23 protein-coding genes are annotated in these 24,711 nt (G+C 67.7%); 10 read left to right on the forward strand and 13 right to left on the reverse strand.

Features of this window, described 5'->3' with window-relative positions:
• The first annotated feature begins 178 nt into the window (after window positions 1-178).
• Complete coding sequence (locus ACPYN7_RS13660; protein WP_424347988.1) at window positions 179-769, forward strand: recombinase family protein; 591 nt, start codon at window positions 179-181, stop codon at window positions 767-769.
• A gap of 81 nt (window positions 770-850) precedes the next feature.
• On the opposite strand, the gene ACPYN7_RS13665 is transcribed toward ACPYN7_RS13660, so the two are convergent.
• From ACPYN7_RS13665 to ACPYN7_RS13695, 7 genes are all read right to left on the reverse strand, one after another.
• Entirely contained in the window at window positions 851-2,287 is a 1,437-nt protein-coding gene (locus tag ACPYN7_RS13665) for an aldehyde dehydrogenase family protein (RefSeq protein ID WP_424347989.1), read from the reverse strand.
• 153 nt (window positions 2,288-2,440) lie between these two features.
• Entirely contained in the window at window positions 2,441-3,769 is a 1,329-nt protein-coding gene (locus tag ACPYN7_RS13670; RefSeq protein ID WP_424347990.1) for a flavin monoamine oxidase family protein, read from the reverse strand.
• A 118-nt stretch (window positions 3,770-3,887) separates the two neighbouring features.
• The gene (locus tag ACPYN7_RS13675; RefSeq protein ID WP_424347991.1) at window positions 3,888-4,694 is read right to left on the reverse strand and encodes an SDR family NAD(P)-dependent oxidoreductase; all 807 of its coding nucleotides are present in this window, start codon (window positions 4,692-4,694) and stop codon (window positions 3,888-3,890) included.
• A 10-nt stretch (window positions 4,695-4,704) separates the two neighbouring features.
• The gene (locus tag ACPYN7_RS13680) at window positions 4,705-5,550 is read right to left on the reverse strand and encodes an SDR family NAD(P)-dependent oxidoreductase (RefSeq protein ID WP_424347992.1); all 846 of its coding nucleotides are present in this window, start codon (window positions 5,548-5,550) and stop codon (window positions 4,705-4,707) included.
• 81 nt (window positions 5,551-5,631) lie between these two features.
• Complete coding sequence (locus tag ACPYN7_RS13685) at window positions 5,632-6,444, reverse strand: MoaF C-terminal domain-containing protein (RefSeq protein ID WP_424347993.1); 813 nt, start codon at window positions 6,442-6,444, stop codon at window positions 5,632-5,634.
• A gap of 73 nt (window positions 6,445-6,517) precedes the next feature.
• Window positions 6,518-6,862, reverse strand: coding sequence for a cupin domain-containing protein (locus tag ACPYN7_RS13690; protein ID WP_424347994.1), 345 nt, complete (start codon window positions 6,860-6,862; stop codon window positions 6,518-6,520).
• A 52-nt stretch (window positions 6,863-6,914) separates the two neighbouring features.
• Complete coding sequence (locus ACPYN7_RS13695) at window positions 6,915-8,417, reverse strand: APC family permease (protein ID WP_424347995.1); 1,503 nt, start codon at window positions 8,415-8,417, stop codon at window positions 6,915-6,917.
• Window positions 8,418-8,689: 272 nt separating this feature from the next.
• On the opposite strand from ACPYN7_RS13695, the gene ACPYN7_RS13700 reads away from it, so the two are divergent.
• The gene (locus tag ACPYN7_RS13700) at window positions 8,690-9,673 is read left to right on the forward strand and encodes a helix-turn-helix domain-containing protein (RefSeq protein ID WP_424347996.1); all 984 of its coding nucleotides are present in this window, start codon (window positions 8,690-8,692) and stop codon (window positions 9,671-9,673) included.
• A gap of 574 nt (window positions 9,674-10,247) precedes the next feature.
• On the opposite strand, the gene ACPYN7_RS13705 is transcribed toward ACPYN7_RS13700, so the two are convergent.
• On the reverse strand, window positions 10,248-11,417 hold the full coding sequence (locus ACPYN7_RS13705; protein ID WP_424347997.1) for an MFS transporter: 1,170 nt from the start codon (window positions 11,415-11,417) through the stop codon (window positions 10,248-10,250).
• 462 nt (window positions 11,418-11,879) lie between these two features.
• On the opposite strand from ACPYN7_RS13705, the gene ACPYN7_RS13710 reads away from it, so the two are divergent.
• The 4 genes from ACPYN7_RS13710 to ACPYN7_RS13725 all read left to right on the forward strand — a co-directional run bounded on the left by ACPYN7_RS13710 (window position 11,880) and on the right by ACPYN7_RS13725 (window position 16,098).
• Window positions 11,880-12,839: a cyclase family protein gene (locus ACPYN7_RS13710; protein ID WP_424348045.1), complete on the forward strand. Its 960-nt coding sequence runs from the start codon at window positions 11,880-11,882 to the stop codon at window positions 12,837-12,839.
• A 70-nt stretch (window positions 12,840-12,909) separates the two neighbouring features.
• Entirely contained in the window at window positions 12,910-14,034 is a 1,125-nt protein-coding gene (locus ACPYN7_RS13715) for an FAD-dependent monooxygenase (RefSeq protein WP_424347998.1), read from the forward strand.
• 68 nt (window positions 14,035-14,102) lie between these two features.
• Window positions 14,103-15,119, forward strand: coding sequence for a fumarylacetoacetate hydrolase family protein (locus tag ACPYN7_RS13720; RefSeq protein ID WP_424347999.1), 1,017 nt, complete (start codon window positions 14,103-14,105; stop codon window positions 15,117-15,119).
• A gap of 28 nt (window positions 15,120-15,147) precedes the next feature.
• Window positions 15,148-16,098: a LysR family transcriptional regulator gene (locus tag ACPYN7_RS13725; protein ID WP_424348000.1), complete on the forward strand. Its 951-nt coding sequence runs from the start codon at window positions 15,148-15,150 to the stop codon at window positions 16,096-16,098.
• Between the two features lie 54 nt (window positions 16,099-16,152).
• On the opposite strand, the gene ACPYN7_RS13730 is transcribed toward ACPYN7_RS13725, so the two are convergent.
• The 3 genes from ACPYN7_RS13730 to ACPYN7_RS13740 form a co-directional block, all read right to left on the reverse strand.
• Window positions 16,153-16,965: an SDR family NAD(P)-dependent oxidoreductase gene (locus ACPYN7_RS13730; RefSeq protein WP_424348001.1), complete on the reverse strand. Its 813-nt coding sequence runs from the start codon at window positions 16,963-16,965 to the stop codon at window positions 16,153-16,155.
• 122 nt (window positions 16,966-17,087) lie between these two features.
• Window positions 17,088-18,329, reverse strand: coding sequence for an FAD-dependent oxidoreductase (locus tag ACPYN7_RS13735; protein ID WP_424348002.1), 1,242 nt, complete (start codon window positions 18,327-18,329; stop codon window positions 17,088-17,090).
• Between the two features lie 95 nt (window positions 18,330-18,424).
• Complete coding sequence (locus tag ACPYN7_RS13740; protein WP_368812446.1) at window positions 18,425-18,718, reverse strand: putative quinol monooxygenase; 294 nt, start codon at window positions 18,716-18,718, stop codon at window positions 18,425-18,427.
• Between the two features lie 160 nt (window positions 18,719-18,878).
• Here ACPYN7_RS13740 and ACPYN7_RS13745 point away from each other — a divergent pair, with 160 nt between their 5' ends.
• The 4 genes from ACPYN7_RS13745 (at window position 18,879) to ACPYN7_RS13760 (ending at window position 22,861) form a co-directional block, all read left to right on the forward strand.
• Window positions 18,879-19,544 carry a TetR/AcrR family transcriptional regulator gene (locus ACPYN7_RS13745; RefSeq protein WP_424348003.1) on the forward strand — a complete coding sequence of 222 codons (666 nt, stop codon included), beginning with the start codon at window positions 18,879-18,881 and terminating at the stop codon, window positions 19,542-19,544.
• 143 nt (window positions 19,545-19,687) lie between these two features.
• On the forward strand, window positions 19,688-20,707 hold the full coding sequence (locus ACPYN7_RS13750) for a VOC family protein (protein WP_424348004.1): 1,020 nt from the start codon (window positions 19,688-19,690) through the stop codon (window positions 20,705-20,707).
• Between the two features lie 99 nt (window positions 20,708-20,806).
• The gene (locus ACPYN7_RS13755; protein WP_424348005.1) at window positions 20,807-21,604 is read left to right on the forward strand and encodes an SDR family NAD(P)-dependent oxidoreductase; all 798 of its coding nucleotides are present in this window, start codon (window positions 20,807-20,809) and stop codon (window positions 21,602-21,604) included.
• Between the two features lie 42 nt (window positions 21,605-21,646).
• Window positions 21,647-22,861 carry an alpha/beta hydrolase family protein gene (locus ACPYN7_RS13760; protein WP_424348006.1) on the forward strand — a complete coding sequence of 405 codons (1,215 nt, stop codon included), beginning with the start codon at window positions 21,647-21,649 and terminating at the stop codon, window positions 22,859-22,861.
• Between the two features lie 333 nt (window positions 22,862-23,194).
• On the opposite strand, the gene ACPYN7_RS13765 is transcribed toward ACPYN7_RS13760, so the two are convergent.
• Together ACPYN7_RS13765 and ACPYN7_RS13770 are read right to left on the reverse strand one after the other, a co-directional pair.
• Window positions 23,195-23,719 (reverse strand): Pycsar system effector family protein, encoded by a 525-nt coding sequence (locus tag ACPYN7_RS13765; RefSeq protein WP_424348007.1) that lies wholly within the window; start codon window positions 23,717-23,719, stop codon window positions 23,195-23,197.
• Window positions 23,716-24,693 (reverse strand): adenylate/guanylate cyclase domain-containing protein, encoded by a 978-nt coding sequence (locus ACPYN7_RS13770; protein ID WP_424348008.1) that lies wholly within the window; start codon window positions 24,691-24,693, stop codon window positions 23,716-23,718. The genes ACPYN7_RS13765 and ACPYN7_RS13770 overlap by 4 nt, the downstream gene beginning before the upstream one ends.
• Between the last annotated feature and the right edge of the window lie 18 nt (window positions 24,694-24,711).

Genomic DNA, 24,711 nt, shown 5'->3' on the forward strand with positions numbered 1-24,711 from the left:
ACCCGGATCGGACCGCTCGGCCTTGCTCCCGTCATTTAGCTCTGTCAGAAGCACGCCACTTATCGCTGCGGGTCACATCCGCATGATTCCGCGGTTCGGCCTGTCTCGCATCCTTGTGCTTTATCCATGCCTCTAGAATTTGATACTCAACGTCGGTTGCGAGACAGATGAGGTGGACATGGGGAAGCTGATCGGGTACTCCCGCGTGTCGACACGGCAGCAGGACGCGGACCGTCAAGTGTCTGACCTCCTGAATGCCGGCGTGCGGCGCGATGACCTCTATGTGGACAGTGGAGTGTCTGGAGGGCGTGCTTCGCGTCCGGAGTTCGACCGAGCGGTGGCCGCCCTCGAGAAGGGTGACACGCTGGTGATCACCACGTTGGACCGTCTGGGCCGCTCCACGCAGAACTTGCTGGCCTTCGCGGAAGCTCTGCGGAGCAGGGGAGCCGGGCTGCGGGTGCTCAACCTCGGTGGGGGAGACGTGGACACCGCCACCCCGATGGGGTCCATGCTCTTCACCGTCATGGCCGCCCTGGCCCAGATGGAGTTGGAGATCAAACGGGAGCGGATCACCGACTCGGTGGCCAAGCGCCGGGCCGCCGGGAAGGATCTCGGCGGGCGCCGGCAGACCTTCACCGACTCGCAGATCCGCAACGCCCTGCGCCTGATCGAGTCCGGGGAGCCGGCGACCCAGGTGGCCCGGGACCTCGGTATGTCCCGAGCTACCCTCTACCGGCGGATCCAGGAGTTGCCGCTATCAGCGGTCTGAGTTCACAGGACCCGAAAGACGGTGAGGCCGGCACCTCCCACGGGAGGTGCCGGCGCCACCGTCGTTCGCCTGCGGGGCTGCTCAGCTGTTGATGACCTGGGGGGCGCCGAGGTGCTTGAGGCCTTCGACGCCGAACTCCAAGCCGTAGCCGGACTGCTTGGCCCCGCCGAAGGGGATACGCGGGTCGACGTTGCCGTGCTTATTGATCCACACCGTGCCGGCCTCGATACGGGCGGCGACCTCCCGGGCCTTGGCGGGGTCGGCCGACCACACCGAGGCCCCCAGGCCCACCTCCAGAGAGTTGGCCATCTTGATGGCTTCCTCGAGGTCGGTGTACTTGATGATCGGCAGAGCCGGGCCGAACTGTTCCTCGGCCACCAGCGGGTTGTCGTTGTCCAGATCGGCCACCAGGGTCGCAGGGTAGAAGTAGCCGGGCTTGCCGGTCTCGGGGTTCCCGCCGATGAGCACCCGGCCGCCGCCGGCCTTGGCCTTCTCCACGAGGTCGGCCACGACGTCGTACTGGGCCTGGTTCTGCAGCGGGCCCAGCACGTTGTTCTCGTCCAAGCCCACGCCCATGGGCATGGCCGCGGCGACCTCGGTGAGGGCCTCGCACACGGAGTCGTAGACGTCTTCGTGGACGTAGAGGCGCTTGAGCGCCGCACAGGTCTGGCCGGTGTTGAGGAACGCCCCCCAGAACAGGGTCTCGGCTATGGCCGCCGGGTCGACGTCGGGCAGCACGATGCCGGCGTCGTTGCCGCCCAGTTCCATGGTCAGGCGCTTGACGTTGTCGGCGGAGCTGCGGATGATCGCCTTCCCGGCGGGGGTGGAGCCGGTGAACATGATCTTGTCCACCCCGGGGTGGGCGACCAGGCGCTCACCGATCTCCCGGTCCCCGGTAACCACCTGCAGCACGTCGGCCGGCAGCGCCTGGTTGAGCACGTGGACCAGGGCCAGCACCGACAGTGGGGTGTAGCCCGACGGCTTGACGACCACGGTGTTGCCCATGCGCAGGGACGGGGCGATCTGCCAGGTGTGAATCATCATCGGCCAGTTCCACGGCCCGATGGCTCCGACCACGCCCAGGGGCCGGTAGTGCAGCTCCGCCTTCGTGCCCTCCTCATCCACCAGGGTTTCCGGCTCCAGTTCCAGTGCGGCGGTGGCGCGCAGCCAGGCCGCGCACGCCCCAACCTCGAAGCGGGCGTTGGGGCCGTTGAGCGGTTTGCCCTGCTCCCGGCTCAGCAGCTCGGCCAGCGCCTCAGCGTTGGCCTCCACGGCGTCGGCTGCGGCCACCAGCAGGGCCGAGCGTTCGGTGTGGCCACGGGCGGCCCATGCCGGCTGCGCGGTGCGGGCGGCGCTCACGGCCGTCTCCAGATCCGTCAGGGTGTGCTTGGGGGCCCGTCCAACGACTTCCCCGGTGGCCGGATCCAGCATGGTGCGCCCGCCCTCGGCGGGCTGGATCACGGCCAGCAGCTCGGCCGCATTCGAGAAGGTGGACAGGGTGGGGGATTCGGCAGTCATGGTAGTTCTCCTTGGTCGTGCTGGGGCGGATGGCGAAGATCGATGGATTCCAGGTCGGAGCCAAATAGAAGGTGATGGCGATCTCGTGGAGGGGTGGGGCCGGGGCAGGGCCACGGCGAAACGGCCCCGCCCCGGCGGTCTGTGGGTGGAGGCTCAGGCGGTGAGCTCGGCTTCCTTGGGCTGGGGCTGGGCCAGCAGCTCCTGGACATGGCGGGCGGCGGTGAGCCCGCTCTCGATGGCGCCGTCGATGAAGCCGCCCCAACCGGTGGCGTAGTCGGCCCCGGCGAGGAACATCCGTCCGTCGGGGCGCTGCAGGTCCTCGAAGCACTCGGTGAGATGACCGGCGTAGTGCATGGGCCAGGTCTCCCCGGCGTACTCGTCATCGACCCAGTTGTGCCCGGTGACCTCCAGGACCTCCAGCCCGGGCGCGAGCTCATCGAGCATCGCCTGGGCGGCGGTCACGTCGTCGATGGGCACCACGGTGGCGTCGGGGCCGAAGGCGACCAGGGTGGTGGTGTCGGCGTCGAAGTACTCGGCCTGGACGAAGTTCAGCGGCGACTCCGCCGGCGCGAAGGCCACGAACCGTTCCTGGCGCCCGGCGACCTTGATCCACAGCTTCGCCCCGCGCCCGGCCTGACCCCGTTGGGCAGCCTTGGCCTTGGGCGCGGACAGGGCCGGGGTGAACTCCACCGAGCCCAGGGCGCCCAGGGGCAGGGTGAGGACCACGGCCGCGCCGGTGAACCGGGTCCCGTCGGCGGTGGTGACGGACACCGTTCCGTCCGTCTGGTTCACGGCGGTGACCGGGGTGTTCAGGTGCAGATCGATCTCGGCGTCGGCGCGGATCGCCTCGATGAGCGCCTTGGTGCCGCCGTCGATCTTGTAGGTGGCGCAGGCCTCGAACATCAGCATCCAGTCCCCGTTGGAGATCGCCGCCCAGCGCAGGGCCTGGGTGTAGGCCGCCTCGTCCAGGCGGCCGTTGAAGTTCAGCGCCCAGAACGACCGCACGAGCTCCCGGACCTGCGGCTCCAGGTCCAGGTCGTCGATGGCCTGAGCCAGGGTGATGCCGTCGAGCTCGGTGCAGGCGGGGTTGTGCAGCGGCTCCCAGGGCAGCGGGAAGACCTCCCGGGAGCGGGCCAGCAGGGCGGTGTTGGCCTCGTCCATCAGCTCCAGGATCTCCTCGGCCCCGCCCTTGACGATCTGCCCGTCGACGCGGCGGTAGCCGGTGGTGAACTCCGGGCCGGTGACGGGTCTGATGCCGTAGCGGCCCATCTCGGCCCACACGAAGGGCTGGATCCAGTGCACCCAGGTCCCGCCGAGCTCCAGGGACCGGCCCATCCGGTCCTCGAGCCAGGTGCGCCCGCCGATGCGGTCTTTGGCCTCGAGCACGGTCACGGTGCGGCCGCGCTGGGACAGCTCCCGGGCCGCGGTCAGCCCGGCGAAACCAGCGCCGATGACGACGACGTCACTGGTGGTCTCTGTCATGGTGGTCTCTTTCATGTGGTGGGACGGTGGGTGCTGGCGCTTGACGGTGGACAAAGGGTCTCTTGGCCTCGTCCTGGATGGGTGGCGTGCCCTGTGTGGACCGTGGGTTGCACGCTGATCACGGGCGCTGCCCAACCCGGTCTTGGATGGGGGAGTCTCCGTCGGTGAATTCCAGTGGGGGAACGGCCGAGCGGGCGAGGTACCCGAAGTCGGAGACGATCGATGTTCCGTTGATCGGCGCGCTGACAGGGGAGGCGAGGAAGGCCGCGTGCCGGGCGAGCTGGTCCGGGCGCATGACTGGCAGCCCGGAGCCTTCGAAGCCGTCGGGTCGGCCGAGGTCGGTGCGGGACATGGGCGTGTCCACGACCCCAGGGCACAGGCAGTTCACCCGCACGTCGGGGTGGTCCACCGACAGCGACTTGGTGAGCATCAAGACCGCCCCTTTCGAGGCGCTGTAGGGCGTCATGCCCTCGAAGGCCACCAGTGCTGCGTCCGAGGCCAGGAACACGATGGTGGCGACCTCGCTGACGGCCATCGCGGGAATGGTGTGCTTGGCGAGCAGAAAGTTGCCTCGCACGTTCACGGCCATCACCCGGTCCCAGTCCTCGACGCTCACCTCAGCGGCTGGGGTGCCCACCGGCCCGGAGATCCCGGCGCAGCCGATGACGGTGTCGATTTGGCCGTGAAGGTCCAGCGCGGCGCGCACGGCTTGCTGCACGTCGGCCTCGACTGCCACGTCGGCCGGCACGAAATCGACCCGGTGGCCCTGCAATCGGAGTGTTTCCACGGTCTTGGCTGCGGCGGGGTTCTTGTCCACCACCACGACTCGGGCGCCTTCGGTGAGGAGGGCCTGGGTGCAGGCCAGGCCGATGCCCGATCCGCCGCCGGTGACCATGGCTGCGCGTCCGGTCAGTTGGAGGTCCATGAGCGGTCTCCTATCGTCCGAGGGAGTCGGCGCCGTGCTCGGTGGCGGCGATCGAAACCCGGGGGTCGAAACACAGCCCGCCGACGTCGACGGCGGTCAGCCCACCGTCCACGGGAATGACTGCGCCGTTGATGTAGGACGCGCCAGGGGAGAGCAGCCAAGTGATGACCGAGGCGATCTCTGCTGAGTCGGCCGGTCTCGGGGTGGGCAGCACGGCGGTGGCCAACCCGTAGGACTCCTCCACGCCCAGCCCCCGATCCCGGCCGAGCTCGGCCATCTCCTCATCGGCCATCTCGGTGCGGGTCCACCCCGGGCAGACCACATTGGCGCGCACGCCGGCGGGCCCGTAGTCCACTGCCACTGACTGCATGAGCATGCTCAGCCCGGCCTTGGTGACGTTGTAGCCGACGGTCCCCCCGCTGGCGCGCAGCGCGCTCACGGAGGCCACGCCCACCACGGCACCGGAGCGCTCGATCAAGTGCGGCAGCGCCGCCCGGGTCAGGGCGAAAGGGGCGGTGAGGTTGGTGTCCAGCTGAGCCTGCCAGTCCTCGTCGCTGAGTTCTCCGGTGGTTCCGGGGCGGACGATTCCGGCGTTGAGCACCAGCCCGTCCAGGTGTCCGAACCGCTCGACCGTCTGCTCGACGAGGCGGCGTGCCGTGTCTGGTGCGGTCACGTCGGCGATCAGCGGCACGGCCCCGGTCGCTGCGGCTACCGCTTCCAGCGCCTTGGCCCGCCGACCGCAGATGACCACCTGCCACCCGGCAGCGCTGAGCGCTTCAGCGGCGGTAGCGCCGATACCGCTGCCCGCACCGGTGACCAGTGCCACCCGTGGCGGCTCATGGGCCGGTGTGATCATGTCTGCCTCCTCGGCGTGCTCCCCGGGGCCGACCTTGTCGGCCCTCAGCAGGAAGTGGCGATGTGCTCGATGGACGGGTGTTCAGTGCTTGGTGTGGTCCTGGGGGTATTCGGTGGTGTTCATGACGGTGAGCCGGGAGTTGAAGGGCAGCACCAGCGGTTCGTCGGTGGTGTCGTCCCAGCCGAACATCCGCCCGATCGAGCGCTGCTCGCGCAGGTCTACCAGCAGTACCGACTCCACGGTCATGACCCGCTCGGTCCAGAAGAAGAGGTAGAGGTCCTCGGCCACCTCGAAGGCCAGGGTCCGATCGACGTCGGCCAGACCCTTCTCCCCGCCGCGCAGGCAGTGCCACACGAAGGTGCCCGGGGTGAGGTAGATGTGCTCGTAGGCCTCCACATCGCTGTAGCGGTAGTAGATCCGCTTGCCCACCAGCCCGGCGGAACGCTGGTGGAAGGCCGCCTCGGTGCCCTCGGCCCGGGCGTGGGTGAACTCGGTGCTGCCCTTGACGGCGCCGTCCTGCTCGTGAAGCGCGGAGACGGCCACGGTGGCCGCACCGGTGTTCTGGTTGAGGACCACGGTGACATCGCGCATCTGTCGGCCCGCACCGTGGACGAAGTCGATGATGAAGATCCCCGGACGGGCCTCGATGGCCTTGTACGTGGCCTCCACGCTCTCCGGGTTGTCCGTCGCGGCGTCGACGGTCCACGTGAGGGAGGAGTCGTCGCGGAAGGCGATGGTGAAGCTCCGGCCGTCCTCCCCGGACAGGGTCACATTGGTGGCAGCCAGAGCCGGGGAGGCAGGCAGGGTCTGGTCTCCGAAGCCGTCGAGCATGGTGGACACGGAGGGCCACTGATCGACGGGAACGTAGTCCTGGAACGATTTGTCGGTGGTCATGGAAAGAGCTCCTTCGGAGGGGATCACGGAGGGGACGGCAGTTGGTGCAGCGAGCAGGTAGCGCGCTGTTGGCTCAGCTGTAGACGAAGAACTCGACGGTGGGTTCCAGGACCTGCCAGCGGGTCATCGCGCCTTCGGTGAAGGAGGCCATGGACCCGGCGGTGAGGTCGAAGGTGTCCCCGCCCTGCACCTGGATGCGCAGGTGGCCGGAGACGATGTAGATGCTCTCGTCCTGGTGGATGGGCAGGTCGAAGGCCTCCGGGGCCTGCTCGGGGGAGACCTCCCAGATCCCGGCCGACAGGGCCTCGCGCCCGCCCTGTCCGGGCTTGCGCAGCCACCGGACGGTGCCGACCTCGAAGGGTTCAGGCGCGGTGGTGTCGGTGTCGGCGTGGAAGACGGCAGAGAGAACCTCGGACATGGTGATTCCTTTCAAGACGGGGTGTTCTGGGGCGTGGTCGGGTGGGTTGGACTCAGCGGGGTCCGGGGGCTGAGGTGGTGGCCGGGGCGGGGCGCGGGTCGCGCAGCAGGGGCAGGTGGTCCTGGACGCGGCGGCGGTAGAGGTAGAGCACCAGGGACAGGGCCAAAATGCCCACACCGATGGCCAGCTCCTTCGGTCCCCCGTAGCCGGTGAGCTCACTGGACAAGGCTCCGACCACCAGCACGACCGCGGTGTAGACGACCAGGACCACCGCCAGGGGCACCGCGTAACCTCCCACCCGGTAGGGGCGCTCATACTCGGGGTGGTCTCGGCGCAGGACGAGGAAGCCGGCCAGGGCCAGCAGGATCGCCAACAGGTAGCCGAGGTTGGCCGCGACCAGGATGGAGATCGGGTTGGCGATGAACACGAGGAGCACGATGTTCATCACCACGGCCGTGTAGATCGCCCGGGCCGGGACCCCATGGCGGTTGGTCTTCTCCAGCTGCTTGGGTGCCAGCCCGTCCAGGGCGGCCCCGTAGAGGGCGCGGGACCCATCAGCCATGGAGGCGTTGACCCCCATCAGCAGCGCGGCCAGGATGGCCAGGATCATCACGTCGGTCAGCGGCCCGGCCGGCAGCACCCGGGTGAAGGCCGTGACGAACATCCCGGCCGGATCTGCCGCGGCCTCCTCCTGGGTGATCAGCCCGCCCACACCGAAGGGTACGAGCAGGAAGATCCCAAAGGTGTAGGCCCCGGAAGTGAACAGCGCCTTCTTGCCGTCCTTCCTCGAGCGGTACTCGGGCATGAAGGCCGCGCACATCTCGGTGCCGTAGGCGGTCCAACCGATCAGGTACAGCCACACCAGGGCCAGCTGGAGCGTGGCCCAGGGGTCGGTGGCCAGATCGCCCAGGCCCCACGTGAGATTCGGGGCCTGCCAGGACCCGGAGACGAGGGGTGCGGCGATGAACACGGCGAAGGAGGCCAGCAGCAGCACCCCGATCACCTTGTTCACCCAGGCGGCCGGCTGGGCGCCGAAGAGGTTGGGCACCATGATGAGCAGGATCAGCCCGATGCCGATCAGCTGCGCCGGCCCGATCTGGGCCACCCCCAGATCCAGTGCCCAGGTGGCCTCGGGCAGCCAGCGGGCGGCGATGACGGCTCCGGCGGTCACGCTCACGATGGAGATCACCGCCGACCAGCCGAACCAGTAGCCGAAGGTGGCCAGCGCCCCGGCCGGGGCGAAGCGCTCCCGCCAGGCCTCGTGGGCGTAGATCGGCACCCCGCCGGGCTTGTCGGGGAAGATCGAGGCCATCTCGGCGAACAAGCTGTTCTGCACCCAGCCGATCAGCGCCGCGAGAGCCCACAGCGCCATCGCTGACAGGCCCCCGACCACCGCCACGGTGGCGCCGAAGGAGACGTAGAGCCCCCCGGAGACGGCCATCGACATCGCGAAGGCGTCCTTCCAGGACAAGCGGGCGTGCAACTCGGAGCCGGAGTGCTGATCCGGCACAAGATGGGCCTCGGCGTTGGTGCCGGATGCGGCCGGTGAAGACATGTTGACCCCCTGGTCGGTCGGATGTGGTGGCTCGCCGGCGCCGGAGTCGACGCCCACTGGCGGGGTGAAGCGGCCCACGATGAACTGCCATTGAGTATTCGCCGCGTAGGCCGAACGGTCTTGCCCCTGGAGGAACTACATGTGTCACCCAGTGCACAGTCTGTGTTGACGGTCACATGGGAATGGCTGATCATGGGTGGCCGATGGTTGAATCAGGTACCCCGCGCGCACGAAGCGCCCCTGATCGATCCGGCCCCCGCACGAGGAGCGTCATGACTGAGCTGATACCGGCTCCACGGGCTGAGAGCTTCGGTTCACCACGTACTTTTCAAAGCGCAGTCACCGGAGAGTTCGGCCCACTGCAGGTCGATGCGCATGGCGCCACGGAGTTCCAGGCCAGCATGGCCACGGCCACCCTGGGGGCCGTCGTCCTCTCAGAAGTCACCGCCATGCCCCATCGCGTTCTGCGCACCCGGGGATCGATCGACGCCGGGGATCACGATTTCTACAAAGTCAGCCTCCAGGTGGCCGGCACCGGCATCGTGCGTCAGGACGGCCGAGAGGCCCTGCTCACCCCTGGAGACCTCACGGTCTATGACACCACGCGCCCGTTCGAGTTGGTCTACGACGAGGACTTCCGGGTACTGGTGGCCATGTTTCCTCGGCCCCTGCTGCGGGTCACCACCGACGCCATGCGCCATGTGACCGCCCGCCGCATCGCCGGCCGCGATGGAGCCGGAGCATTGGCTGCTCCCTTCCTCGCAGGCCTGGGCCGCAAGGCACTCATCGGCCCCGGGCGGGTCGGCCCGTTCCTGGACGATGCTGTGCTCGATGTCCTCTCCGCCTGTTTCACCGAGACCCTCGAAGAGCACCGACCGTCCCTGGAGATCTCCCGTGCCGCGTCGTTGCTCGCCCAGGTCCAAGCCTGCGCCCAAGACCAACTGGCCGACTCCGAACTAGGGCCGGCGAAGCTGGCCGAGGCCCAGCACATCTCCGTGCGCTACCTGCACAAACTGTTCGAGGCCGAAGGCACTACCGTCAACGAATGGATCCGTGCACGCCGGTTGGAGCGTTGTCGGCGCGACCTGGCCGATCCCCAGTACCGCGACTGGACCATTTCCGGCATCGCCGCCCGATGGGGCCTGGCCAACCCCTCCAACTTCTCCCGCTCCTTCCACGAGGCCTACGGGATGACACCGAGACGCTACCGCACCACCGCCCGCCACCGCGGAAGCGAGTTGAGCCTGGGCCGTTGAACCAAGGGCTTTACATATGGCCGGATAGAGGACGACAGTCACAGCAGTTGCATTAGCGGCGTCGCGATGAGGGCCCTGCTGTCCCCGACACACACTGACCCTCGGGCGCCGGCCGCGTTGCTGAACGGGCGGCCACAGCCTCTACCTGATTGAGCGCCTTCCCGACCACATCACACATGTATCCGCTCCTTTTCTCGGCGACAGCATTTTTCCTGCCCCAGCACAGGCTGAATGTTTCTGATGAGGCGACACTTGTTGTAACCGGCGTCACATCTGCCTAACCGTTCCTCGGTGTGTCGATGGGCCCGCGTGGCTGAAATAGGCGGGACTGTATACCAGCTATCCGTCCTGTCGATGACCGCTGCGCGTTGCAACGAGGCCGTCGCGGTCGGCCCGGCCTCACGGCACCTTTTCGTTCCGGTGCAGGGCGGATGCCCTTGAGTGGCAACGGACTGATGCGTCATGAATGTGGCGTACGCGATCAAGTCCCGCGTGCTGTTAGGGATGACATGGCGGGGGCCACCGACATGCTGTCGGTGGCCCCCGCCATGTCAGTGACGGATGAGGCTGTCCCTTACTGCGCCAGTGCGTGTCGCTGCGGCTTGGTGATGGCCGCGGCGACAGCAGCTACAGCGGCGAGGATTCCCAGCGCGCCCAGGGCCATGGGCAGCCCACCGAGGGTGGTGGCGGTGATGCCCAGCACAATGGGGGAGACGAACTGGCCGATGTAGAGAGAGCCGGTCCAGATGCCGGTGCCTCGGCCGCGCTGCTCCAAGCTCAGCCCGGATACCGCCCAGGTCAGCAGCGTGGGCAGCAGCAGACCCGTCCCGGCGCTGGTAATGACCGCCCCGGCCAGGGCGACCGGCACCGAGGAAGCAAACCAGACGACCACCAGCCCGACGGCGGCCAGCCCGAACGCCACTGGCAACAGCCGGGCGGGTCCGTGCTTGGCGGTGAACCGGAAGGAAAGAGCGCCGGCGGCGGTGGCCAGGGAAGCGATGGCGGTGCCCGCGCCGATCACCTTGACGTCGGTAACACCCAGGTTGGTAAGTACGTACGGGAGCTGGACGATCAGGGCGTAGAAGACGATGCCGCCGAAAAGGGTGACGGCCGAGGGGATAGCGATCTGCTGCCACGGCACCGGGGCCGAGGCCGCCTTCTGGGTGTCCTTGGCCGGCTCCCACAGCACGAAGGCCATCGGGATCGCGATCAGGGCCGCGGCGAGGTAGAGCCAGAACGGCACCCGCCAGCCCTGAGCACCCAGTGCCCCGCCCAGGGCGAAGAACGCGGTGGCGGCCAGGGTCGCCACCAGCACCTGCATCCCCAGGTACTTGTCCCGCCGTGCACCGGTGTAGTAGTCGGTGATCAGGGTCGTGCACACGGTCATGATCGCCGCCTCGGCAATACCCACGCCCACCCGGGAGGCCACGATCGACGTCAACGAGTCCAGCCACAGCGGCATGGTGCCGAACAGGGAGTAGGCGACCATGGCCACCAGCAGCAGCACCTTGCGGCCCACCCGGTCGGCGATGACGCCGGCGAAGGGCGCCAACAGCGCAATCATCAGCGCCGGCACGGTGAGGACCACCGGCACGAGAAACTCCACCCCGGGGGTGCCGGCGAAGGCCTGGGTCATCGAGGGAAGGATCGGCGCCAGCAGCACCGCTCCAAGCACCGGCATGCAACTGCCGGCCAGCAGCAGGACGGCCGGGAGGCGTCCGGCCCCGGGTGCGGCGGTGGACACGGGAGCTGCAATCGCTGCCGCTGCACCGGTCGAAATGTTCTCCATGGAAATTCCCCTCTGAAATCAGGATGTCCAGCCAACCGGCGGACCGTGATACAGCTCACTGTCCGGGGAGACCAGTCGAGCCGGGAATGCCGTCGTTCGGATACCAGGTATGCGCCCGACGGATAAGTCGAGGTGAGGACGGCACTCCACACGGGAGACGAGAAAGGGGTAAGCAGTGAATCCTTTCCGGGTGTTACGTGATGGTGCGCCACGGCTGGCCTGGACCTATCGACGGAGTGGATACCTGCCATCCGGTCAAACGACTTCCCCCTCCCACCGCTTGTCGGGAGAGTAGGTGACTGGGATCACAGCGTGGCACCCCTCCTTTCCCTCGGTGTCAACAGGCACAGCAGGACGGGACGGTGGGGACACGCGCCGACAATCGACCGAGGAGAACCTGTGGAGCGCAGCGACGCGATGGGCAGCATCGAGGCCATGGCCGAAAGGTGCCGCAACTGGGGCCGGTGGGGTGAGGACGATGTGCTGGGCACGCTGAACTTCATTGACGAGGCCAAGCGTGCCCACGCCGCGTCGCTGGTGCGCACCGGGAGAGTGTTCTCCCTGGCGCAGGCCTTCGACACCAACGGCCCGCAAACAGGCTGGCGGCGCCGCACCAATCCGGTGCACACCATGACCGACACCGGCCTGGAGGCCGAGTTCGGCGACCAAGGGTTCCCGCACGGTTTCGGCGGGGCTGACGATGTGATTGCCATGCCGCTGCAGTGCTCCACCCAGTGGGACGGGCTGGGGCACATCTTCGACCGTGGCAAGGCTTGGAACGGTCGGCGCGCCGGGGCCGTGGTGACCTCCGACGGGGACCGGGTCACCGGCATCGAGACCGCCGCGGCGCAGGTGGTCAGCCGCGGGGTGCTGCTCGACGTCGGCCGGGCCCTGCAGGAGCAGCTGAGCCTGGAGCACCCGGAGCTGCCCGACGGGTTCGCCATCACCCCGGACCACCTTCAGGCCACCATCGCCGCCCAGGGGGTCACCTCGGCGGTGGGCCGCGGGGACATCCTGCTGATCCGCACCGGCCAGTACGCCCGCACCCGGCGCGAGGGCTGGGGGCACTACGCCGGCGGGCCCGCCCCGGGACTGTCCTTCACCACCGCCCCCTGGTTGCACGCGAGGGAAGTGGCGGCGGTGGCCACCGACACCTGGGGCTTCGAGGTGCGGCCCAACGAGTTCGACGACGCCTTCCAGCCCCTGCACCAGATCGTGATCCCCAACATGGGCCTGTTCATCGGGGAGATGTGGGCCCTGGACGACCTCGCCGCCCACTGCGCGGCCCTGGGCCGCTACGAGTTCCTGCTCTCGGCCCCGCCGCTGCCGATCACCGGTGCGGTCGGGTCCCCGCTGAATCCCGTGGCCTTGACCTAGAGCGCCCCGCACACCATCTGCTTCTGCGGCGCCCCAATGACGGGCCCGCCCCTCAGAAAGGACGAGCATCATGCCCGCAATCCAAAAAATCGGCATCGTCGGCTCTGGCATCGGAGGCCTCACCCTGGCCGCCCTGCTCGCCGACGCAGGCCTGACCGTCGAGGTGCTCGAGAAGGCCGACGGGCCCTCCACGCTGGGCTCCGGCATCACCTTGCAGGGCAACGCCCTGCGCATTTTCCGTGAGCTGGGTATCTGGGAGCAGCTGCAGGAGAAGGGTTACCCCTTCAACGATCTGGGCATACGCGCCCCAGATCCGGAGGCCACGGTCCTCGCCGTGCTCGACAATGTGCGCGTGGGCGGGGAGGACCTGCCGGCCACGATAGGCATTCCTCGGCGCGACCTGGCTGCGATCGTGCGGGGCCGGGCCCAGGAGGCCGGGGCCGTGATCCGCTACGGGGTGACCGTCACCGGTCTCGAGCAGACCGGCGACGCGGTGACGGTGACGACCGCCACCGGTGAAACCCTCAGCTACGACCTGCTGGTAGGTGCCGACGGGCTCAACTCCGCGGTGCGGGCCGCGATCGGCATTGAAGAGCGCCCGCGCCGCACCGGTATGGGTATCTGGCGTGCCTTCGTCCCACGTCCGGCCGAGGTGACCCGTAGCGACCTGTACTACGGTGGGCCGGCCTATATCGCCGGCTACACCCCCACCGGCCCGGACAGCATGTACGCCTACCTGGTCGAAAAGGCCCAGGAACGCGACGTCCACGACGGGCCGGCCATCATGGGGGAGCTGGCCGCCGCCTACGGCGGACCCTGGCACGAGGTCCGCCAGAACCTCGACGAGGACGCCAACGTCAATTACACCCACTTCACCACCCACCTGGTGGAAGGCCCCTGGCACCGGGGTCGGGTGGTGCTGCTGGGCGATGCCGCCCACAGCTGCCCACCCACCATCGCCCAGGGCGCGGCGATGGCCGTGGAGGACGCCGCCGTGCTGGCCGATGAGATCCTCCGCGCACCGACCTTCGAGGAGGCGGTGCTCACCCGCTACCGGGACCGACGCCTGCCGCGGGCGAAGACCGTGGTGGAGGCCTCGGTGCAGATTGGGCAATGGATGCTCGAGGGCAAGAAGGACGCCGACGTCCCCGGACTGATGCAGCTTGTCGCCGACACGGTCAAGGTGCCGGTGTAGGCCCTGCGAGCACACCGCAGGGTATCGCAGCATCGCTGGTCAACGCTTCATCGCTGAAAGGACTCACCATGGTCACCATCGCCCGCTGGACTCAGGACGGTTCCGTCCGCACCGGCTTCGTGCACCAGGACCGCTGCCTGGCCCTGCCTGAGCACTACACACCTCAGGACCTGTTCGACGCCGGGTTGGACGCCACCCTGGAGCTGGCCGCCCGCACCGTCGCGGCCGCCCCGGCGGACGCCCCCACCCTGGAGCAGGTGCGCCTGCTGGCGCCGCTGGCGCCACGGACGATGCGGGACTTCGTGACCTTCGAGGAGCACGTGGAGGGGGTCACCGCCACCATCGACGGCATCAGCGAAGTCGTGGAGGAGTGGTACGAGGCCCCGACGTTCTACTTCACCAACCCTCACACGGTCCGAGCCACCGGGGAGACGATCCCGGTGCCGGCCGGGTGCCATCGCATGGACCTGGAGACCGAGGTCGCCGCCGTGCTCGGTGCCGTCGACGGGCTCACCGGCACCGACCTGGAGGCGGGGCAGGCGCACCGGATGATCTTCGGGTACACGATCCTCAACGACTGGTCCGCCCGAGACGTCCAGGCGAGGGAGATGAAGGTGCGGCTGGGCCCGTGCAAGGGCAAGGACTTCGCCTCCACCCTGGGCCCCTGGATCGTCACCGCCGACGAGCTCGAGCACCGCCACGACGCCGAGGGGTTCCTGGACCTGGCCATGACGGCCTACGTCAACGACGAGCCGCTGGGCACGGACTCGCTGGCCCACATGGGCTGGCCCTTCGCGGAGCTGGTGGCCTACGCCTCCCAGGACTCCCTGGTGGTGCCCGGGGACGTGCTGGGTTCGGGCACCTCCGGGCGGGGGTGCCTGGCGGAGCTGTGGGGCCGCAACGGGGCTCTCCAACCATCGCCGTTGCACGAGGGTGACCGGGTGCGCCTGGTGGTGGAGGGGATTGGGGAGATCGAGAACACCGTCGGGGCCCGCCGCCACGACCGCATCCCGGCCGCCCCCGCCCGCCGCCGCGGCCGGGCCCGCACCGGCGCGCCGACCGCCACGGCTCCCACGCAGCTGTGAGCAGAGGCGGGCGGGGCATGATCAGGCCATGAAGGACGTCGACCTCAACCTGCTTCCCTCCCTGCAGGCGCTGCTGGAGTTGCGCAACGTCTCGAAAGCGGCCGAGCGGGTGCACCTGAGCCAGCCGGCCATGAGCGCGGCGCTGTCCCGGTTGCGGCGACACTTCAACGACGAGCTGCTGGTGCGTGCCGGGCGCGGCTACGAGCTCACCCCCTTCGCCCAGGCCTTGGCACCCAAGGTGGACCAGGCCCTGGCCGAGGTCCAGGACGCTCTGCAGCTGCGCGCCGGCTTCGACCCGGCCGCCAGCGACCGGACCTTCGTGCTGGCGTCCTCGGACTACGTCACCGGGGTGCTGATCCGCCACCTGCGGGCCCGGATCGCCGCCGAGGCCCCCGGGATCACGGTGGACTTCGTGCCCACCTCCCGGGCACGGATCAAGCCCGGGCTGGAGTCCTTCAGCAGCATCGACCTGTTGGTAGGACCCATGGGCTTTGATCTCACCGGCAGCACCCGGCAGCTGTTCCGCGACGAGTTCGTCGTGATCATGGACCCCACTCACCCCCTGTTGCAGCGAGACGTGCTCACGGTGCACGACATCGCCACAGCCCCCCAAGCAGTCGGCGAGTTCGGCGGCAGCATCGTCACGCCTCCGATGCAGTTCTTCCAGCGCATGGGACAGTCCCCGGCGGTGGCGGCCCGGGTGGCCGGATTACAGGCCCTGCCCTCGGTGGTGGAAGGCACCGACCTGGTGGCCCTGGTGCCCCGGATGCTGGCGGCCCGGGCTCAAGGCGTGGTGGTCGTGGAGTTCACCCCCGAGCTGGAGGTGCCCCTGGTGGAGTCGATGTACTGGCACCCTCTGCAGACCGCGGACCCGGCCAACGTGTGGCTGCGGTCCCTGGTGCAGCGGGCGGCCCAGGGCTTGGATGACCCCGTGATCGACGCGCATCCGGTCCGCGTGGAGGCGGCACCCCACGGCTGAGCCGGCCCCACAGGGACCGGCTCAGCCGTGAGACGGGAAGTTAAAGAAACCGGATCAGCGCAGGGCGTCGGAGATCGACTTAGCCCCGCCGTGGCCGCTTTGCCCACCGTCGACAGGGATGTCGGCGCCGGTGACGAAGGACGCCAGGGGGCTGAGCAGGAAGATCACCATGGCGGCCACTTCCGCCGGCACCCCGGGCCGGCCCAGCGGAATCTCCCGCAACGCGGCGTCAAGAAAGGTGGGGTTAGCTCCGGCGGTCATGGGGGTCTCGATGAATCCGGGGTGGAGGGTGTTGACCCGGATGCCCCGAGGAGCCAATTCCGTGGCGGCCACTGCTGACAGCCCGCGCAGGGCCCACTTGCTGGCCGTGTAGGCCACCGGGTAGTGGGCGGTCAGCGCCGCCACGGAGCCGATGTTGACGATCGCCGAACCGGGGCGCATTAAGGGCACGCAGGCTTGGATGCCCAGCAGAGGCCCGGCGACGTTGATGTCGGCCACTTCGGCGAGATCGGTCGGGGTCGCCTCGAGCAGCCGCGGCCTGCGGGTGATCCCGGCGTTGTTGACCAGCCCGTCGATCCGGCCGAAGCGATCCTTCACCGTCCGGGTCAGGTCCGACCATCCGGCGGCATCGGCGGCATCGAGGGGGTGGTAGGACACGGTGTCACCGGAGTCGGTCATCACCTGGTGCAGCTCCTCTGAGGGCTCGGCGCCCCGGGCCGTGGCGACCACCTCGGCGCCGGCGGCGGCCAGCAGCTGCACGGCCGCCAGTCCCAATCCTCCCTTGGTGCCGGTGACCACCACCACCCGTCCGGTCATGTCGATGCCCGTGTCCGCCGCCGCGAGGGCCGGGGCCGTGCTGTGATCCATGGTGGGTCCTTCCCGTTGTGGTGTGGTGCCGGTCACCAGTGTGGGGCCGGGGGCCGCAGGGTGGTCCTGCGGCCCCCGGATGCCTGCTATCCATGCCGTGGATGCCGGGACGGCCGGGCGGCTCAGGTGGCTGACTGGCCCGTCGTGGCGCGGAACCGCTGTTCGGCCTCATCGATCTCGTCCAGTTGCCCCAGGATCTCCTGGGGGTTGGAGTCCCCGGCCAGTTTCTGCAGCAGCGGGGTGTGGTCGAGGATTGCGTCGCGGACCGGTTGCAGGGGGCGGGGGGCGTGGTGGAAGACCTTGCCCAGGGCCCAGGCGACCTGGGTGTGGCGGGCGGTGTGCGGGCGGCGCGGGGCCTCGAAGGCGACCAGGGCCGCACTGACCTGGTCGTGATTCTTGAGGTCCACTCCGGCCAGGGCCCGGCCCAGGAAGTAGCCGTCCTCGATCGACATCCCTGCCCCGTAGGCGGCGTAGGGGGAGGTGGGGTGGGCGGCGTCACCGACGATGGTCACCCGGCCCTGCGACCACTGCTTGAGCGGTTTCCGGTCGCGCAGCACCCATCGCTGGACGTTCTCGGGCGGGGTGGCGGCGATCAGCTGCGGCAGTGGGGCCGGGAACCCGGAGGCGAGGTCGGCGGCGGCGTCGTGCAGGTCGGCGGTGAACTCTTCGGTGGCGTCGTGGGCGGTGAGCACCCACCACTGGAAGCCGTCGCGGCCCTTGCGGCGGATCGAGGTCCAGGCGCCTTGGGTGGTGCGGTCGTGGGTGAGCAGGCACAGCCCCGCCTCGGCCTCCACGGGCGGATCGTAGATGAACCCGCCGAAGATGTGCAGGTTGTGCTCCCGGATGGGCTGGTCTCCCCAGAGGGTCTTGCGGACCATGGAATGGATCCCGTCGGCCCCGACCACGACGTCGGCCTCGACCACCTCCCCGTCGGCCATGAACAACCGGGCCCCGTTCCGGTCCTGTTCGATGCGCTCGACCCCGCGGTTGGTCTGCAGCATGCCTTCGGGCAGGGCTCCCAGGAGGCGTTCGTAGAGCTCCGGGCGCAGCAGGCCGATGAACCCACCTCCGTATTGGTCGACGACGTCCTGTGGGAGATTGACGTGCACCCGGCGGTGCCCGTGCACGTTTTGGAACTCGGAACGGCACGGGGCCCCGAAGTCCTCCAGGTCCACCCCCATCAGCCCCAGGGCCTTGATGGGCGGGGGCCACAGGTTGAGGATGTTGCCGGCCGGGCGGGCCTGGGCGTAGCGCTCGAACAGCATGACGTCGTGGCCGGCCTGGTGGGCGGACAGAGCGGTGGCCATGCCGGCGGGCCCGGCGCCGATGACCGCGACCCGGCCACGGGAAGGAGTGGAGTTCATGAAGGTCCTCAAAACGGTGTGAAGGAACTGATGCAAGGAAAGCGGTGCAAAGAAAAGTGGTGCGGCGTGAAGGTGGTGCAGGAAAAGCGAAGGCCTCAGGAGGCGGGGTCCGCCTGGAGCAGGCGCATCTGTGGCTCCCCGTCGGTCAGACCGGCCACAGTAGAGAGGAACTCACGGGTGTGCTCGTGGTCCATGTGGGCCTCCAGGGCGGACTGGGAGGCCCAGATCTCCACACTGGTGATCGCGTCGGGGTCCTCGAGGCTGATGTGGAAGCCGTACTCCACGCATCCCTCGTCGTGCCGGGATGCCTCGGCTACCCGCCGGCAGGCCTGCAGCAGCTCCTCCCGACGACCGGGTGCGGGACGGGCGACGCCGATGGCGATGATCATGGGTCCTCCTCGATGAGGCGATGATGGTGGAAGACGAGCAAAAACGTAGTATGCACTACGCTTTAGACAGAAGGATGTGTCCTCTCTCACAGCGGTGTCAACCCCTTTGCGGGGGACATTCCGCTCAGAAGGCTGCACGACGGATGAACGGGAGGCACTGATGCCGGGGCCCTACGAAATGACCGAGGACGTCGACTACACCGTGCGCCCACCCCTGCAGCAACGCAGCCGCCAGACCTGGGAACGCACCCTGGCCGCTGGAGTCGAGTTGCTGCGCGAGGGAGGGCATGACGCCTTCACCATCGCGGCCGTGTGCGAACGGGCTGGGGTGCCACCGCGGGCGATCTATGCCCGGGTGGACACCAAGGAGGCCCTGTTCCTGGCGGTCTATGAGCACGGCCTGGCGCAGGTGCGTGAGCACATCCAGCAGCTCTTCGACGGGCTGCCGGTCTCAGGCGACTCCCCGGGGCATCTGGTGGGGGAGGTCGTGCACGGAATTGCCGGGGTGTTCTACCGCCACGAGGCCTTCCTCAAGCCGGTCCTGCTCCTGTCCAGCACCCATCCGGAGGTCCACCGCCGCGGCAGCGCCTACAGCCAGGAGCTGGGCGAGAACTTCGTCGTCGCCCTGCGGCGCCTGGTGCCACAGGTTCAGCACGAGGACCCCGTCGAGGCCCTGCGCTTCTGCTTCGGGCTGATCCACTCCGCGGTGGTGATGCGCACCATGTACGGGCCCGGCTTCGCCGTTCCGGCCGTGTCCCAAGAGCAGTTCCAGGACTCGTTGGCTGAAGCGGCCGCACGCTACCTGTTTGCCCGGCCCACTCAGTGATCCACTCGTCGTCACTACTATCGGGCATCCATGGCGCGGATACTTGCTATGCACAGATGCCGATTCCCCGATCGGCGGAACCCTCCCAGGATGGTGTTCAGGATCACAATCGGTCCTCACCCTTCAACGAAAGGTTCCCCGTCGTGGAGAAGCTGCTGGCTCACCTGAGCCACCTGGAGATCACCAGCCCCGATGTCGAGGCCTCCGCGGCCTTCTACGTGGAGAAGTTCGGCCTGCGGGAGGTCCACCGCGAAGACGGCCGGGTGTACCTGCGCTGCTGGGGCGACTACGACACCTACAGCCTCGTCGTCGTCCCCGGCGAGGAGCCCTCGCTGGGCCGGATGGCCTGGCGCACCACCTCCCCCGAGGCCCTGGAAACCGCCGCCGCCCGTGTGGAGGCCACCGGCGTGCAGGGCCAGTGGACCGAGGGTGGCTACGGCTACGGGCGGGCCTATGAGTTCACCGGGCCCTACGGCCACCCCATGCGCCTGGTGTGGGAGGTGCAGAAGTACGAGGCGCCGGCGGAGTTCGCCTCCACCTACCCCGACCGTCCGGAGAAGCGCAGCGCCCACGCCGCCGCCCCGCGCTTCCTGGACCACGTCACCGTCGCCACCCAGGACGTGCGCGGCTTCGCCAAGTGGTACTCCGAGACCCTGGGCTACCGCACCATGGCCTTCGTCGACCTGGAGGAGGCACCCATCACCGTGTTCTCCGTGCTGACCACCAACGAGAAGTCCCACGACCTGGGCGTGGTGCTGGACACCTCCGAGCGGGCCGGGCGGGTCAACCACATCGCCTTCTGGGTGGACACCCACGAGGACCTGCTGCGCACCGCCGACGTCATGATGGAGCACGGCACCCCCATGGAGTACGGCCCCTCGATCCATGGGGTCGGCGAGCAGAACTTCCTGTACTTCCGCGAGCCCTCGACCCTGCGCATCGAGCTGAACTCCGGGGGCTACCGCAACTACGTCCCCGACTGGGCCCCCAACACCTGGACCCCGGCCGAGGGATCCTCCAACTTCTACCGCAACGGCATCATGCCAAACTCCATGACCGAGTCCTTCCCCCATGCCGAAGGCTTCACCGCCACCGAGGAAGGGGCCTCGGAGGAGATGAAGGCCGCGATCATCAACCCCTACGCGACTCAGGGCCGCGGCTGAGCAATGCACCACACGCCCGGGCATTTACGGCCCGGGCGCCGGGGTCCCGGCCACCGCGACAGTGGCCGGGACCTCCGCGGCACATCGACAGGAGCACACATGACCACCACGCCACCGCACCGGACCGGGCGCCTGGAGGGCAAGGTCGCGGTGATCACCGGCATCGCCTCCGGCCAGGGCCGAGCGGCCGCCTGCGCCTTCGCCCGGGAAGGCGCCACCGTCATCGGTTGTGACCTCGACCTGGACGGTGCGGCCGCTACTATCGCCGCCGTCCGCGCCGCAGGCGGCACTGCCGAGAACGCCCGGCGGGTGGACCTCACCGACGAGGCGGCCGTGGCCGCCTGGGCCGCCGACGTCGGCACGGCCCACGGGCGCGTGGACGTGCTCTACGCCAATGCCGCCGCCACCCGCTTCGCACCGGTGGAGGACATCTCGTTCAAGGACTGGCGGTGGAACTTCCGCCACGAGGTCGACGTCGTGTTCCTGCCCGTGCGCGCCTTCTGGCCCCTGCTGGTCGCCGCGCAGCGGTCGGCAGTGGTGCTGGTGGGCTCCACCGCCGGGGTGACCGGGTCGGTCACCAACGCCCGGCTGGCCCACACCGCGACCAAGGGCTCGGTGGTGGCCATGACCAAGCAACTGGCCGCTGAGGGCGCGCGCAAGGGCATCCGGGTCAACTGTGTCAGCCCCGGAATGATCCGCACCCCCGCCACCGAGGCCGACCTGCTCGCCGAGGACCATCCCATGCGCGCCATCGCCGGCCACATCCCCTTGGGCCGAGTGGGGGAGGCGGAGGAGGTCGTCTCCTGCGCGCTGTTCCTCGCCTCGGAGGAGGCCTCCTACGTCACTGGCACCAACCTCATGGTCGACGGCGGCTGGTCGGCCGTCCTCCCGGGCTGAGCTTCCCGATTTCCCCTCCACGTTCTGCGAAAGGACCTGCACATGTTCGAGTACTTCCCCGGCAACTACGTCTGGAACCTCGGGGTGGTCGCCGCCCTCAACAGCGGGGGCTACATCGACGAGGTCGACCGCGCCTGCCGCCCCCTGCGCGATGTGGCCACCACCAACGAGGATGTCGGCACCCAAGATTTCCTCACCGCCTGGACGGGGCTCGTCGACCAGCTCGTCGCCCAGGCCCAGGAGATGGAAGCCACCGGCCGCACCCGCGCCGCCGGGCAGACTTACGCCCGGGCCACCAACTACCTCATCAACGCCGAACGCATGCAGGCGGCCGGCTCCGAGGGACGCCTGACCACCTACCGCCGCTGCCTGGAGCTGCTCGAGCGGGCCTTCCGGCTCTCCGACCCGGCCACCACCCGGGTGGAGGTCCCCTTCCGCGACACCACCCTGCCGGCCTACTTCACCCAGGCCCCGGCCACCGCGCACGGTCCCGCCCCGGTGATGATCATGTTCAACGGCCTGGACTCCACCAAGGAACACATCTACTGCTCCGGGCACGGGGTCGAGCTGGCTACCCGGGGAATCTCCACCTTGATGGTCGACACCCCCGGCACCGGGGAGGCCTTACGCCTGCAGGGGCTCACCTCCCAGATCGACACCGAGAAATGGGCCGCCGCCTGCGTGGACTACCTCGAGACCCGCGACGACGTCGACCCGGCCCGGATCGGGCTGGCCGGCTGGTCCCTGGGCGGCTACTACGCCCCGCGGGCCGCGGCCTTCGAGAAGCGCCTGGCCCTGGTCGTGGCCTGGGGCGCCAACCACAACTGGGGCGCCGTCCAGCGCCGCCGCCTGCAGAAAGAGGGGGAGCGGCCCGTACCGCACTACTGGGAGCACGTCATGTGGGTGTGGGGCCACGAGGACCTGGACACCTTCATCGACTTCGCCGACGACGTCCACCTCGACGGGGTCGTGGAGAACATCACCGTGCCCTTCCTCATCGTCCACGGGGAGAACGACCGCCAGATCCCCCTGGAGTACGCCCACCGCTCCTACGACCAGGCCGTCAACAGCCCCAAGCGACAGCTGCGGATCTTCACCAAGGAGGAGGGCGGGGCCGAGCACATCGGCTTGGACCACCTGCCCTACGTCAGCGCCTACGTCGCCGACTGGGTCGCCCAGACCTTCCAGGAGCTGGCCACGGGAACCCTCGCCTCCGGCCAGGAGGCCGCCGTGTCCGGGCAGGCGCCCACCAAGTAACAAGAACAGTCCAACAGGGGGTGAGGAACAAGCACGTGCAAGTTCCCCACCCCCTGTTTCAGCAAGGGTTGGTGACCTCCCTGACTGAGTCAGAGAGGTCAGCCACCCTTTTAGGGCCGTTGGTTGCCAGATGGAGAGCAAAGCCAAGACGGCTCCGTCCCCGGCTTTACATATGGCCGGTTACCGGACACTCACCCACGAAATTGATGTCGATTTTTAGAAGTCGATCGAGGGGATCGGTGACCTGCTCTTGCCATGAGTGTCAGAATCTGTCAATCCTATAAAATGCATTCGGTAAAATAGAGGTGTTGTTGGCAATCAGCGGAGGATTATTCAACCGCCGATAAGAACCGCAAGCAACCAGAAAAGTGCCGCGGCTCCTACGCAGATCATTCCAACCTGAATACAGCGGTACTTTTTATCAACGACAGATGAAATGGCCTCAACCTGATCTAGTGTTGCGGCGTTGGGATCCTTGGCCGTAGTAATCAGGCCTTCCTTTAGCTGAACCTTAGAAAGGCCGACTACGTCTCCAAAGTACGATACGATGCCTGATCGACGCTTTGCTCGGTATGTTGTTCGCGGAAACACGGCAGCACCGAAAGCGACGGCACCTGCTAACCCAATCGCCGTTCCGATCCACCAAAGCCACTGGATATTGTCGTCGAGGTGAGTTGGATGCCACGATCCTCCTAGGATCGCGGCTATGATCGCTCCAATGATGACGCCGATGGCGGCGAGCAGTATTGAAGCCTTACCATCGGCGCGTGCCAGTTCTTCTCGGGCTTCTCGCAGGATTGTGTTGGCAAGGGCGAGATGAGGAGCTGGGCTGTCGCGGTCTTTGCCACACCGTTTCATCGGCTCACCTGGTTATAGGTAGCTCGTGGATCTCCTCGCAGGGCGAGTACCTCCGACTCGAGAATTTTGCGCTCAGCCTGTCGTTCCTTACGTGCCTTCACCTTGGCCCCCTCGGAACCGGCCGCAACCAACGTGAGTTTACTGCGTAAGTTTTCATCGATTTCTTCACGGTAGGTGCTGCCATTAAGGATTGCATTGCAATACTCTTCGCCGTGATTGACGCACCAACCACTTTTCAGAACCTGACCATATTTATTCGCGTCGGGGATATTGTCCAAGGTTCGTTCTTCCCATAGGAATGAGGGATCGCCACCTTCAACCCCTCCGTTGCAACCACAAGAAAAGGCGATGTAATCGTTACTTGATACTGCATCCCAGACGCTACCTGTTACAAGAGTTTTCCCAGGGTCAGTTTGTTGAGCAGCTTTGGCTGCGTAGTTGACTGGCCGGCCAGCCCATACCGGTTCCTGCATGTCCAGATGTCTAGCGAGACCTACGCGTTTTGCGAGTATCGGTCCGCTTGCGATGCCGACCTTGAAACCCGTTGATGGCGCCTCTGGCCATTTAGCCTCGAGCTGGTTTTCGAAGTCGTCACTAAAGGTGTGAATGGAGATAGCGGCACACATTGCGTGCTCGTACTTGCGTTCCCCCCAGAACAAGCCAAAGCCCCCGTCCCCCTGGATGTCGACAAAGTCGGCATCAAAGGAGTTGAAGATTTCAACGACACCTCCAACGCCCGAGTCATAGATGCTGGCTGTGCTGGCCGGCTTACGCCCCTTTTCCAAATTAGTTGAAGATTTCAGGTCAAACATCACAGCTACCAGATCTGTGAGTCGGTGCCATTCCGGCTTGTCGACCGGCAGCTTGGTGATGTCAAAGGCGCCATCTTTGAGTACAACCGACGGCATCCGTTCGAACTTTGTAGCAGTGCGTTCTTGAAGTTTGTTGAGGAGTGCGTTAAGTTCGACCACCATTGTCCCCTTCCGTTGATT

The organism is Kocuria sp. CH-021 (genome assembly GCF_049716185.1).
Lineage (GTDB): Bacteria > Actinomycetota > Actinomycetes > Actinomycetales > Micrococcaceae > Kocuria > Kocuria cellulosilytica.